The 13,019-nt window shown below is 73.6% G+C and carries 11 protein-coding genes; 2 read left to right on the top strand and 9 right to left on the bottom strand.

What is annotated here, in order from left to right:
• Window positions 1-59: 59 nt before the first annotated feature.
• The 9 genes from LCG91_RS13040 to LCG91_RS13000 all read right to left on the bottom strand — a co-directional run bounded on the left by LCG91_RS13040 (window position 60) and on the right by LCG91_RS13000 (window position 10,357).
• Window positions 60-1,526 (bottom strand): glycosyltransferase, encoded by a 1,467-nt coding sequence (locus LCG91_RS13040; protein ID WP_263480186.1) that lies wholly within the window; start codon window positions 1,524-1,526, stop codon window positions 60-62.
• Between the two features lie 126 nt (window positions 1,527-1,652).
• Window positions 1,653-1,973 (bottom strand): hypothetical protein, encoded by a 321-nt coding sequence (locus tag LCG91_RS13035; RefSeq protein WP_058729275.1) that lies wholly within the window; start codon window positions 1,971-1,973, stop codon window positions 1,653-1,655.
• Window positions 1,974-2,113: 140 nt separating this feature from the next.
• On the bottom strand, window positions 2,114-3,580 hold the full coding sequence (locus LCG91_RS13030) for a sensor histidine kinase (protein ID WP_161968401.1): 1,467 nt from the start codon (window positions 3,578-3,580) through the stop codon (window positions 2,114-2,116).
• A gap of 74 nt (window positions 3,581-3,654) precedes the next feature.
• A complete protein-coding gene (locus tag LCG91_RS13025; RefSeq protein WP_058749406.1) occupies window positions 3,655-4,377 on the bottom strand; it encodes a response regulator transcription factor in 723 nt (240 codons plus the stop codon).
• A 38-nt stretch (window positions 4,378-4,415) separates the two neighbouring features.
• Window positions 4,416-6,602, bottom strand: a complete 2,187-nt coding sequence (locus LCG91_RS13020; protein WP_224441636.1) for an ArnT family glycosyltransferase — start codon at window positions 6,600-6,602, stop codon at window positions 4,416-4,418.
• Window positions 6,603-6,690: 88 nt separating this feature from the next.
• Complete coding sequence (locus tag LCG91_RS13015; RefSeq protein ID WP_224441635.1) at window positions 6,691-7,503, bottom strand: fructosamine kinase family protein; 813 nt, start codon at window positions 7,501-7,503, stop codon at window positions 6,691-6,693.
• A gap of 34 nt (window positions 7,504-7,537) precedes the next feature.
• Window positions 7,538-8,251, bottom strand: coding sequence for a response regulator transcription factor (locus LCG91_RS13010; RefSeq protein ID WP_224441634.1), 714 nt, complete (start codon window positions 8,249-8,251; stop codon window positions 7,538-7,540).
• Entirely contained in the window at window positions 8,239-9,438 is a 1,200-nt protein-coding gene (locus LCG91_RS13005) for a sensor histidine kinase (RefSeq protein ID WP_058749409.1), read from the bottom strand. The genes LCG91_RS13010 and LCG91_RS13005 overlap by 13 nt, the downstream gene beginning before the upstream one ends.
• Window positions 9,439-9,508: 70 nt before the next feature.
• Window positions 9,509-10,357 (bottom strand): LysR family transcriptional regulator, encoded by an 849-nt coding sequence (locus LCG91_RS13000; RefSeq protein ID WP_224441633.1) that lies wholly within the window; start codon window positions 10,355-10,357, stop codon window positions 9,509-9,511.
• 71 nt (window positions 10,358-10,428) lie between these two features.
• Here LCG91_RS13000 and LCG91_RS12995 point away from each other — a divergent pair, with 71 nt between their 5' ends.
• The gene (locus LCG91_RS12995) at window positions 10,429-11,346 is read left to right on the top strand and encodes a DMT family transporter (RefSeq protein ID WP_224441632.1); all 918 of its coding nucleotides are present in this window, start codon (window positions 10,429-10,431) and stop codon (window positions 11,344-11,346) included.
• A gap of 359 nt (window positions 11,347-11,705) precedes the next feature.
• Window positions 11,706-12,926: a formaldehyde dehydrogenase, glutathione-independent gene (gene fdhA, locus LCG91_RS12990; RefSeq protein WP_058727957.1), complete on the top strand. Its 1,221-nt coding sequence runs from the start codon at window positions 11,706-11,708 to the stop codon at window positions 12,924-12,926.
• Window positions 12,927-13,019: the final 93 nt, after the last annotated feature.

Genomic DNA, 13,019 nt, shown 5'->3' with positions numbered 1-13,019 from the left:
GCGGGCGGACCGGTGGTGGCGGTCGTGGCCCTGTGTGGGGGTGGTGCGGTGAGGCGATGCTACGGGTTGGTATACCGCAGGTGCAACAGACCGGCCGGACGGGAGGCGCGGGGCGGACCCGCCACGCGCCTCCCGTCCGTCCCGGTGCCGGTCCCGACGCTGGTTCCGGGCCCGACGCTGGTTCCGGTGCCGCAGAACGCAACGTGGGCGGCTGCTCGCAGCGGTACTCCGTTGCGAGCAGTCGCCGACGTTGCGTTCCGCGGGGATGAGCGGTCGGGGGCGGTCAGCCGGCGCGTTCCTCGAGGACCGGGCGCTCGTCGGCGGACACGGGCGTGGAGGGGGCCGCGGGGGGTCGCTGCAGGGCGGACGAGGACCGGACGGCGCCGGGTGCGGAACACCCACGCCTTGAAGAGGACGAAGCGAACCAGCGTGGCGACGAGGTTCGCACCCGTGAGCACGAGGACCTCGGCGCCGTGCGATGCCCCGGGCGTGGTGGCGTGCAGCAGGACGAGCGACCCGGCGGTGATCGCCCACGCGATGCCGAACACGACGAGCCCCTGCACCTGGTGGACCCCGGCGCCCGCCCGTCCCCGGACCCCGAAGGTGAAGCGACGGTTCAGCGCGGTGTTGCCGATCGCGGTGACGAGGAGCGCGAGGAAGTCCGCCGTCTGCGCCCCGATCGCCGGCCGGAACAGCGCGTAGAGCACCGCGAAGGCGACCGTGGACAGCACGCCGATGGTGCCGAAGCGCAGGAGCTGCCCGACGATCCCCACGTGCGGCGTCGTGAAGGGTTGCCGTCCGATCGCGTCGTACACCGGGGCGATCGGGATCCGCCCGGTCGCGAGCCCGCGGGACACCCGCCACATCCCCTTGAGGTCCTCGGTCGCGGTCGAGGAGATGTGCACCGACGAGTCGACGTCGTCCACCCAGTCGACGGGCACCTCGTGGATGCGCAGTCCCGCGTGCTCGGCCAGCACCAGGAGCTCGGTGTCGAAGAACCACGCGTCGTCTTCGCAGAGGGGCAGCAGGTGCTCCGCCGCCTGACGGGTGATCGCCTTGAACCCGCACTGGGCGTCGGAGAACGAGACGCCCATCGTGCTGCGGAGGAGCAGGTTGTAGGAGCGGGAGATGAACTCGCGCTTGCCGCCCCGCACGACCCGGGAGGACCCGGCGAGCCGCGTGCCGATCGCCATGTCGGAATGGCCGGAGAGCAGCGGTGCCACCAGCGGTTCGAGCGCCGCGAGGTCGGTCGACAGGTCCTCGTCCACGTAGACGAGCACCGCCGCGGGGGATGCTGCCCAGACCGCCTTGAGCGCGCGTCCACGGCCCTTCAGCGGCAGGTGGACGGCGTGCACCTCCGGCAGCATCGCGGCGAGGTCGTCCGCGATGCGCCCGGTGTCGTCGGTCGAGGCGTTGTCGGCGATCGTGATGCGCCAGGTGTGCTGCAACGACGTCCGGCAGAAGTGGTGCAGACGTCGGACGTGGGCGGCGAGCGTGCCCTGCTCGTTGTGGCAGGGGACGACGATGTCGATGTCGAGCGTGGTGCTGCTGTCGCGGGGGTGGCTGCTTCCGTCATGCCGCCCAGGCTCGGCAGCGCGTCGATGGGGACCGCAGCAGCACCCTGTGGTGCCCCTAAGAAGCGGTGGGGCGGCTCAGCCGGTGGCGCCGAGGACGATCTGCACGACCGCGACGACGGCGAGCGCCGCGATGGGCACGCCCGCGATCCAGAGTCCGGCGCGCGTCTGCGTCCGCCGGATCGTCGGCGTCGCGTGCGAGGTCTGCGCGAACCGGGTCGCCGCGACGAGCTCGGGGGCGGCGGCCGGCGGTTCGGGTTCGGGTTGAGGGCGGTCGTCCTCGAACGCCGGGACCTCGACGACCAGGTCCTCGGCGCGGGCCCGCTCGGGCAGCCGGGCGAACCGCTGGCCGGTCGCTCGCGGATCGCCGCTCCGCACGTCGCCGTGTCGCTCGTCCATCGCGTTCCCCTTCCGCCGGTGCCCGCAGCGTACTCGTCGGGGCGCGCGGAAGCGCCTTCGTTCCCGGAGCGTGCGACGACCGTGCGGTGGACGCGTGCCGATCCCGGTCCGCCGACCACGGGGATCGCGCAGGGGGATCGTCAGGTGTCGGATCGGCTCGCGGTCTCCGGCAGGTCCACCGTGAACGCGGTGCGCCCGGGCTCCGACGCGACCCGGACCGTGCCGCCGTGCGCTGCCACGACCGCGTGGACGATCGCCAGGCCGAGTCCGCTCGTCCCGTGCTCCCGCGAGCGGGACGAGGAGCCCCGGGTGAAGCGGTCGAACAGGACCGGCAGCACCTCGGTCTCGATCGGCGGACCGTCGTTCGCCACGACGAGCCGCGCGATCCCGCCGGTGTCGGCCGCGCCGCCCCCGGGGTGCTCGACCCGTTGCAACGACACCACGACGGTCGTGCCCGACGGCGTGTGGGTCCGCGCGTTCGCGAGCAGGTTCGTGACGGCACGCCGCAGCTGCCCCGCGTCGCCGGACACCGTCAGGGGGCGGTCGTCGGCGAGCTGCAGCGTCCACCGGTGGTCGGGCGCGGTGGTCCGGGCGTCCATCACGGCCTCGACCACGGTGGCGGTGAGGTCCACGGCATCGTGCACCGGAGCCGGTCCGGCGGCCAGGGCGACCGCATCGAGCCGGGCGAGCAGCAGGAGCTCCTCGACCAGGTCGCCCATCCGCACCGCCTCGCGACCGATCCGCTCGGCGTTCCGGTGCAGCGCCGCGAGGTCGTCGGCACCGGCGGACAGCTCGGCGTAGGCGCGGACGGTCGCGATCGGTGTGCGCAGCTCGTGCGAGGCGTCGGCGACGAAGGTCCGCATGCTCCGCTCGGCGTCGCGCCGGACGGTCAGCGCCCGGCCGACGTGCCCGAGCAGCCGGTTGAGCGCGGTGCCGACCTGTCCGACCTCGCGGCTGACGACGAGGTCCGACGAGGGCACCCGGACGGCGATGTCGGCCTCACCGCGCTCGAGGTCGAGCGCGGTGACGCTCGACGCCACCGACGCGACGCGCTCGAGCGGCCGCAGCGACCGCCGGACTGCGAGGGTCAGCGCCCAGGCGGCGACGAGGAGCGCGAGCAGCGTCGTGCTCCCGATGACGACCACCAGGCGGACGACCGACGCACGCAGGTCGCCGAGGGGCAGGGCCGTCACGAACACGTCGCCGCCGCGGGTGACCGCCTGCGCGCGGTAGGCACCGAGCGACCCCAGCTGCACCGTCGTGGGCTCCGCACCGGGGTCGACGTCCGCGAGCACGGACTGCTGCGCCCGGCTGAGGCGGTGCTGCTCGCCCTGGCTGTCGGTGTACCCGGCGAGCACGGCGTCGCCGTCTCGCAGGATCGCCACGACGGTGTCGGCGGCCTGGCCGGGTGCCCCGATGAACCGGTTGTCGGGGTCCTGCTGTCCGCCGGACGAGTCCGGGGGCGGTCCGGACGGCGGCTGCCCGCCCGGGGTCCGTCCGGCTGCGGTCGCCAGCTCCGCGTCGAGCCGTCCGACCAGGTACTCGCGGTACGCGATCACGGTCACCGCCCCGACGACGACGTTCGTCGCGACGAGCAGCAACGCCACGGCCCCGACGATCCGCCACCGCAGCGACGGGGCGCGCTCCGGTCGGGAGGCGCGACCCACCCGGTCCGGCCGGCTCACGTCGTCGGCCGCAGCACGTAGCCGGCACCCCGGACCGTCTGCAGCATCGGCTCGCGTCCGGCGTCGAGCTTCCGCCGCAGGTACGACACGTACATGTCGACCAGGTTCGACGAGGTACCGAAGTCCATGCCCCACACGCTCGCCAGGATCTGCTCGCGGGACAGCACCCGGTTCGCGTTCCGCGCGAGGTGGCGGAGGAGCTCGTACTCCGTAGGTGTCAGGTCGATCGGCTCGCCGTCGCGCAGGACAGAGCGGTCCTCCTCGTCGAGTCGCAGGTCCCCGACGACGACCGCGGAGGACCCGGGTGCCGCGACGACCTGCGGTGCGGTCCGGGCCAGGATGCGGGCGCGGACGAGCAGCTCGTCGATGCCGAAGGGCTTCGTCAGGTAGTCGTCTCCGCCGCCGGTGAGCCCGGCGAGCCGGTCCTCGGGGGCGTCCCGCGCCGTGAGGAACAGCACGCGGACGGGGTCGCGGGCATCGCGGAGCCGCTCGAGGACCTCGAAGCCGTCGATGTCCGGCAGCATCACGTCGAGCACGACCACGTCGGGGAGGAACTCCCGCGCCGCGAAGAGGACGTCCCGTCCGCGGTGCACCGCGCGCACGGCCCAGCCGTCGCCCTCGAACGCGAGGGCGACGGCGTCGGCGAGCGCGTGCTCGTCGTCGACGACGAGGACACGGACGGGCGTGCCGTCGGTGCGCTGCAGGGGACGCTCCGTCATGGCACGGAGCCTAGCCACCGCCGTGTCCTCGTCGTGCGTCACTGCGACGCGCTCAGGTCGTAGACCGTCCGGCCGCCGACCGTGGTCGCCTCGTAGTTCGCGGCGACCCACTCCTGGATGGCGCTCGCGGTCGACGATCCGCCGCCCGGGCCGCCACCCGTCCCGCCGCCGGAACCCGACGACACGTAGTACCCGATGTCACCGGCCGCGACCCAGGCCTGGAACTCGGCGAGCGTCGGCGCCGGGTCGCTCGACCAGCCGCCGATGGCCATCACAGCCGTGTCGGTGTCGAGCTCGAGCTGCGCGGCGGACTGGGAGCCGTTCACCGCGGCCGACCACTTCGCGTCCGAGGCGGCGAGCAGCTTCGTCAGCGCGGACGAGGTCGTCGTGCCGCCGGGGCCTGTCGTACCGCCGCCGGTCCGGGTGCCGTCGCCCGAGGTCGCGTCGCCTGAGGTCGCGTCACCCGAGGTCGCGCCCCCGGAGGTCGCCTCGCCGGAGCCGTCGGGCATCGTCGGCTGCTCGCCGGTCGTGCCCTCCGGCGCCGCGCCCGTCGGCGGCTGACCGCCGCCCGGGAACCCGCCGTCCTGGGAACCGTCGGCCGATCCGCCGGGGCCTCCCGTGCCTCCCGGCTGCCCGCCGCCACCGCCGGGGAAGCCTGCTGCGCCGCCGGAGCCGCTGCCCGCCGGACCGACGCTCGGGATGGACCCGGAGTGCGCGACGGTCGTCGTGGCGAGCGCGTAGGCGGTCGTGCCGGTCAGGCCGAACAGGGTGCCGGCGAGGACGCCGACGGTGACGGCCTTGCGGAGTCCGGGGACGCTGCCGACGACGATCGCCGCAGCGGACAGGAGGCCGCCGACCAGGACCACCCAGCGGAGCCACGGCAGCCACGTCGGGTTCTCGTTCAGCAGGCACCAGCTCCAGTACGCGGTGCCGCCCACCATCGCAGCGAGGCCGAGGCGACCGGTGATGCGCTCGCGGGCGTGCCACAGCAGGGCGCCGCCGGTGCCGACCAGGCCGGCGATCGCCGGGGCGAGGGCGACCGTGTAGTACGGGTGGATCGTGCCGGACATGAACGAGAACACGAGTCCGGTGACGATCAGCCAACCGCCCCAGAGCACCAGGCCGGCGCGTGCCGGGTCGGCGAGGTGCCGACGGCCGACGACCATCAGGCCGAGCACGAGGGCGATGAGCGCGGCGGGCAGGAGCCAGGAGATCTCGAGGCCCATCTCGGAGGAGAACAGCCGGTCCAGGCCCGTGGCGCCACCGAAGGAGCCGCCCGCGGTGCCACCGCCCATGCCACCGCCTCCGCCGCCGTTGCCCGAGCCGCCGAAGATCCGGCCGAGCCCGTTGTAGCCGAACACGAGGTCGAGGACCGTGTTGTCGGTCGACCCGCCGATGTAGGGGCGGGACTCCGCGGGCCAGAGCGCCACGGCGACGACCCACCACCCGGCGGAGACGACCAGGGACACCGCGGCGATGCCGAGGCCGATCGCGCGCCGACCCCAGGTCGTGCGCGCGGCGAACAGGTACACGAGGCCGAACGCCGGCAGGACGAGCAGCCCCTGCAGCATCTTCGTCAGGAACGCGAAGCCGAGGGCGACGCCGGCGAGGGCGATCCACCGCCAGCTGCCCTTCGGGAGCGCCCGGACGGTGCCGTACGCACCCGCGGTCATGAGCAGGACGAGGAGCGCGTCCGGGTTGTCGAAGCGGAACATCAGCGCGGCGGCCGGCGTCGCGGCGACGACGAACCCGGCGAGCAGTGCGCCGACGTTCGCGGTCGTCGTGCCGAGGCGGGCGAGCGTGCGCCGGACCGTCCCCCACACCAGGGCGACGGAGCCGACGGCCATCAGTGCCTGGGGGAGCAGCAGGCTGAACGACGAGAAGCCGAACACCCGCGCCGAGAGCACCATCACCCACAGCGAGGCCGGGGGCTTGTCGACGGTGATGAAGTTCGACGAGTCGAGGGAGCCGAAGAAGAACGCCTCCCACGACTTCGTGCCGGCCTGCACGGCGGCGGCGTAGAAGCTGTTGGCGTACCCGGAGATGCTGAGGTCCCACAGGTACACGACGGCGGTGACGACGAGGAGCGCCCAGAAGGTCGGGCGGAGCCAGCGGGCGTCCTCGCGCTCGCCGAGGAACAGACGGGCGACGGCCGGGCGGCGCGTCGGCGCTCCCGGCTGCGCTCGGTCGTGACGGTCGGTCACGGGGATCGGGTACGTGGTCATGGCAGCGAGCATCGCCGTGGTGGTTCACCCGATCCGATGGACGGCCTTGGTGCTTCCTAAGACCGTGCGGTCCGTGTCCCTGCTGTGATCAGGCGTACCGGCGGGCGGCGCGCAGGGCGTGGTCGGTGTACGACCCGCCGAACAGGAACACGTGCAGCAGCAGGGGCGCGAGCTGGTGCAGCTCGACGCGCTCCTGCCACCCGTCGGCGAGCCGGGACTCGGCGTCGTAGCCCGCGAGCACGGTCTCGAGACGGGGGAGACCGAACAGCGCCAGGAGCGCCAGGTCCGTCTCCGCGTGCCCGCCGTGCGGTGTCGCGTCGATGAGCACGGCGCCGGTCGGCTCCGAGGAGTCCCTCGGCCAGAGCACGTTCCCCGCCCACAGGTCGCCGTGGATCCGTGCCGGCGCGTCCCCGACCAGGCGGGGCTGCGGCGAGCCGAGCGTGCCGTCCTCGAGCCGGTCGGCCACGCGGTCGAACACCGCGGCCTCGGCGGCGTCGAACCCGCCCCGGTCGACGATGCGGCGGACGAAGTCGCGGATGCGGTACTCCGCGAAGAACGCGCCCCAGCTCGCCGGAGCGTCGGCCGTGCTGGTGAACAACGTGCGCGAGCGGCCCATCCGCAGCCCACCGCTCGTCGGGAAGCCGGGGGAGGGCGCGCCCCAGTGCGACGCACCGGCAGCGTGGGTGTGTGCCAGCGACCGGCCGAAGCGCTCGGCCTGCGCCCGCGTCGGGGAGCCGTCCGCGATGCGCTCCAGGTGCAGGACGGTCGGCTGCGGGTGGTCGAGCACACGGGCGATCCGGGTGCCGCCGGTCTCCTCGGCCTCGGTGAGCCAGGCCAAGCCGGCTGCCTCGGCGGTGGCCTCGTCGGGGTCGCGGAAGGTCTTCACGTGGATGTCGGGCACGCGTTCCATCCTGCCGAGGGGTCGGCGTCGGCGTTCAGGCTCCTCGGCGGGCGGCGTGCACGACCAGGGCGAGCTGCACGCGGTTGTCGACGCCGAACTTCTCGTACACGTGGCCGACGTGCGTCTTGACCGTGGCCAGGCTCACGAACAGGTCCGCGGCGATCTGCGCGTTCGAGGCGCCGGCGGCCACTGCGAGGGCGACCTCCGTCTCGCGCTCGGTCAGCGCTGCCAGGAGCGCGCGCTCGGCACCGCCGTCGCTGGCGGCCGCGGAGACGGACGCGGTGCCGCTGCTGCCGCCACTGCCCGCACCACTGCTCGCCGCGAAGGCGATCACGCGGTCGAGCACGGAGGGCGACAGGATCGACCGCCCCGCAGCGACGGTGCGGACCGCCTCCACGAGCCGCTGCGGCGGGGTGTCCTTGAGCAGGAACCCGCGCGCGCCGCGCTGCAGCGCCCCGAGGACGAGGTCGTCGTCCTGGAACGTGGTCAGCACGAGCACGGCGAGCTCCGGTTGCTTCCGCAGCTCCCGCTCGGTCGCCGCCAGCCCGTCGCACCGGGGCATCCGGATGTCCATGAGCACGACGTCGGGTGCTGCGGACGCGACGACCCCCTCGGCCTCGAGTCCGTCGCCGGCCTCGCCGACGACCTCGATGCCGTCGTCGCCGCTCAGGAGCAGCCGGAGTCCGGCCCGGACGAGGTGGTCGTCGTCGACGAGTACCACCCGGATCGGTGCGCTCACGCCGTCCACGGGAGCACCGCCTCGACCACGTGGGTGCCGTCGGCGTCGCGTCCGGCCGAGAAGGTCCCGCCGACCAGTCGCGCACGTTCGGCGAGGCCGCGGAGACCGTGGCCACCCGACGGTGGAGAGTCCGGCAGGGGTGGTCCAGCCGTCGGGTTGCTGACCCGCACCCGGAGCGCGGGATCACCGAGGACGTCCACCGCGACGGTCACCGGCTGTCCGGGCGCGTGCCGACGGGCGTTCGTCAGTGCCTCCTGCACCACCCGGTAGGCGTGGCGCCCCACGGCGTCCGGTGCTCCGGCGCTCGCGTCGTCGACCGTCGCCGTCACGAGCGCACCTGATGCGCGCGCCTCCTGCAGCAGCGCGGGCAGGTCCCGCAAGGTCGGCTGCGGGGGCGCGGTCCCGCTGACGGCGGCGGTGTCACCGGGGTCCCGCAACACCCCGAGGACGTCGCGGAGTTCGGTGAGTGCTGCGTGCGCTTCAGCGCGGACCACCCCGGCGGCCTCGACCGTCTCGCCGGGCGACAGAGAACGGCCTCGGTACTCGAGGGCTCCGGCGTGGAGGGCGACGAGGGACAGCCGGTGCCCGAGCACGTCGTGCATCTCGCGGGCGAGGTGCGCGCGTTCCTGCTCCCGGGCGCGGTCCTCGCGGAGCTGCTGGTCCCGCTCGAGCAGGGCGGCCCGCTCCCGCAGCGACTGGACGAGAGCGCGGCGCTGCCCGATCGCGACGCCGATCGCGACGAGCAGGGCGGTGCCGACGGCGGCGGCGATCAACGTCTGCCACAGCGGTGTGGAGTCCTCGCTCGGGTAGAGCCCCTCACCGAACAGCGAGGACACGATGAAGAGCGCGCTGCCGATCGCGATCTCGAGTGGTCGCCGCCTCGTGACGAGGGAGACCAGCGCGAGGACCGCCGCGCCGACCGCGAGGGTGGAGACGGTGCTCCCGGCGATGACGAGCACGCCGACGAGCAGCGGGGCGCGGTGCCGGAAGGGCACCACCGCGAGTGCGGCGACGCCCACGACCACGTCGACGATCAGCGCCGCCCCGAGCCGTGCGTCGCTCCACTGCGCGCCGTCGAGCGTCGACCAGACGGCTCCGAACACGACGAGACCGGCGAGCGCCGCCACGACCAGCCTCCAGGACTGCGCCAACACGCGTCGGCCGAGGGGCACGGGCGGGAGCACGGTGGCGGTCATGTCTCCGAGCCTAGGAACCGACTGCGGCGGGCGGATCGGCCGAAGGTCGGAGAAGCCGTGCCCGGCCGCGTCACACCGCGTCGACGAGCGCCTGCGCCAACGGGTGCCACGGCCGTGACGCCGGCCCGCTCAGCACCAGCGTCCGCACGTACCGCGGTTCGACGGACAGCATCACCAGGTCGTCGGGCAGCATCACACGACCGAGCGTCGGCACGATCGACACCCCCTCGCCGCGCTGGATCATGCCGAACATCGTGCTCATCTCCCGCACGCGGTGCGCCCAGCGGAACGGCTGCCCGGCGAGCTCGTGCATCCGCTGGATCTGGTGCTCGCACCCGCCGCCACCGGCCACCAGACCGTCCTCGTGCAGGTCGTCGAGCGACAGCGCCGCGCTCGACGCGAGCGGGTGGTCCCGCCGCACGACGGCGCCCATCTCGTCACGCGCGACGACCACTCCGCCGTCGGGCACCGGCACCGGGTCGACGAGCACGGCCGCGTCCACGGTGCCGCCCTCGAGCCACTCGGGCATCTCGTCGTCGTCGCCCTCGTAGACCTGCACGTCGACGTCGGGCAGCGTCACCGCCCACAGCTCGCGGAGCCGCGGCAGCAGGCCCTGGCAGACGGTCGGCACGGCGGCGAGGCGCACGGTGCCGCGGGCCGTGGCGGGCCGCACCACGGCCTCCAGGGCGTCGACCGAGGCGAGCACGCTGCGGGCGTGCGCCAGCATTCGGTCGCCGAGCGGGGTCACGACCGCGGCGCCGCCGCGCCGGACCACGGGGCCGCCGACCTCGCGCTCGAGCCCGGCGACGGCGTGCGACACGGCGGACTGGCCGACTCCCAGCGCGGTGGCGCCGCCGGTGAAGGAGCCTGCGTCGACGGTCGCGACGAACGCGCGGAGCTGCTGGATCGAGAGGGCCATGCGTTCCCTTCATGCCGTCATGCGGTGCAGTCGTTCGACACATGCCCGCGTGGTGGTCGATGCTAGCGCTCGTGAACGCCCTCCTCTACGTCCTGGTCGCCCTCACGTGGGGCTCGAGCTTCTTCTTCGCGAAGATCGGCCTCGAGGGGCTCGGCCCGCAGCAGGTCGCCACCGTGCGCACCGTGCTCGGGGCGCTCACGCTCGTCGTCGTGCTGCTCGTTACCCGTCGGCGGTGGCCGCGGGAGCCGCGCGTGTGGGGGCACCTGCTCGTCGTCGCGGTCTTCCTGAACGCGGTGCCGTCGTCGCTCATGGCGTGGGCGGAGCAGACCGTGCCGTCCGGTCTGGCGAGCATCTACAACGCGACGACGCCGATCATGACGCTGCTGGCGCTCGCCGTGCTCGTGCCGTCCGAGCGACTGAGCCGCCGGCAGCTCGGCGGCATCGCCCTCGGGATCGTCGGGGTGCTCGTGCTCGTCGGACCCTGGGACCTGGTCGGCGACCCGGCCGTGCTCGCCACCGTCCCCGGGCAGCTCGCGCTGCTCGGCATGACCGCCTCGTACGGCATCGGCCTGGCGTGGCTCCGCCGCTTCGGCGTCGGGAGCAGGCAGGACCCGACGACCGTCGCGACCGTGCAGCTGAGCCTGGCGGCGCTGCTCATGCTGCTCGTCGCGCCCGTCATCGCCACCGGTCCGGTGCAGCTGGACTGGAGGATCGTGGCCGCGATGGTCGCGCTCGGTGCGGTGGGCACGGGGCTGGCCTACGCGTGGAACACCCGGTTGGTCGGGGCGTGGGGCGCGGGGCGGGCCTCCACGGTGACCTACCTGACGCCGGTCGTCGGGGTGGCACTCGGGGTCCTCGTGCTGGGGGAGCCGCTGCGGTGGAACAGGCCCGTGGGCGGGGTGGTCGTGTTGCTCGGGATCGCGTTGGCGTCGGGGGTGCTCGGGCGGCGGCGGCGCGGGCGATCGGCCGCGCGGGCGGCGACGGCCTGAGGGCGGCGCTGAGCGCGGCGCTGCCGGTGCTGCGCAGGCCGGTGCTGCGCTGCTGTGCTGCTGGTGTTGCGCTGCCCGTTCTTTCCCATAGCGGCTGCGATGGAAAGCGGAAACGGGCATACCTAACGAGAACGAACGACCAGGTACGCCCGGATCGACCAGGTACGCCCGAAACCGCCAGGTGCACCACCCGACACGGACGTCATCCGGTAGTCGTGCACCGTCCTTGTCGCCCTCGGGTACGCGAGGTACAGTCCGGACACCCGTCGACGGAGACGGCCCCTCGACGGGACGAGGAGCGCACCGCAGTGCTGCGCGCTCCCCGCACGTGCCGCCGCCGACCGATCGAGGAGGATCACATGGCGAGCAACCACGCAGTCGCGTACAAGGGACCCGGGAAGGTCGAGGTCATCGAGACCGACTACCCGACGTTCGAGCTCAAGGACGGACCCGGCGTGAACCCGGCGAACGTCGGACGCAAGGTGAACCACGGCGCGATCCTGCGCACCGTGGCGACGAACATCTGCGGCAGCGACCAGCACATGGTCCGCGGCCGCACCACGGCTCCGACCGACCTGGTGCTCGGGCACGAGATCACCGGCGAGGTCGTCGAGGTCGGCCCGGACGTCGAGTTCATCAAGGTGGGTGACATCGTCTCGGTGCCGTTCAACATCGCGTGCGGGCGCTGCCGGAACTGCAAGGAGCGGAAGACCGGGATCTGCCTCAACGTGAACCCGGACCGCCCGGGCAGCGCGTACGGCTACGTCGACATGGGCGGCTGGGTCGGCGGGCAGGCCGAGTACGTGCTCGTGCCGTACGCCGACTGGAACCTGCTGAAGTTCCCGGACCGCGACCAGGCCCTCGAGAAGATCCTCGACCTCGCGATGCTGTCCGACATCTTCCCCACGGGCTTCCACGGCGCCGTGACCGCCGGGGTCGAGGTCGGCTCGACCGTGTACGTCGCCGGTGCCGGACCCGTGGGTCTCGCCGCCGCCACGGGTGCGTTCCTGCTCGGCGCGAGCGTGGTGATCGTCGGCGACATGAACGCCGACCGCCTGGCGCAGGCGCGCAGCTTCGGGTGCGAGACCGTCGACCTGACGAAGGGCGACCCGGCCGACCAGATCGACCAGATCCTCGGCGAACCCCTCGTCGACTGCGGCATCGACGCCGTGGGCTTCGAGGCGAAGGGCCACGGCTCCGGCTCCGGGCACGAGGCGCCCGCGACCGTGCTCAACTCGCTGATGGACGTCACCGCCGCCGGTGGGGCCCTGGGCATCCCCGGGCTCTACGTCACGGGTGACCCGGGCGGTGTCGACGAGGCCGCGAAGAAGGGCGCCCTGTCGCTCAGCCTCGGCACCGGGTGGGCCAAGTCGCTGTCGTTCACCACGGGCCAGTGCCCGGTGATGAAGTACAACCGGCAGCTGATGATGGCGATCCTCCACGACCGCACGAGCATCGCGAAGAACGTCAACGCGAAGCCGATCGGCCTCGACGAGGCCCCGCGCGGGTACGAGGAGTTCGACAAGGGTGCCGCGACGAAGTACGTGCTGAACCCGAACGGCCTGATCCCCGCGGCCTGACCGCAGCCTGCCACGGCCCGCGTCGCCTCGACACCCGAGGTGCCGCGGGCCGTGGCCGCCGTCGCGCCCGTGCAGCCGTCGGTCCGTACGCTC

The sequence above is a fragment of the Curtobacterium sp. TXMA1 genome, from assembly GCF_020162095.1.
Taxonomy (GTDB): domain Bacteria; phylum Actinomycetota; class Actinomycetes; order Actinomycetales; family Microbacteriaceae; genus Curtobacterium.
This window is presented reverse-complemented; position numbering and strand designations above follow the sequence as displayed.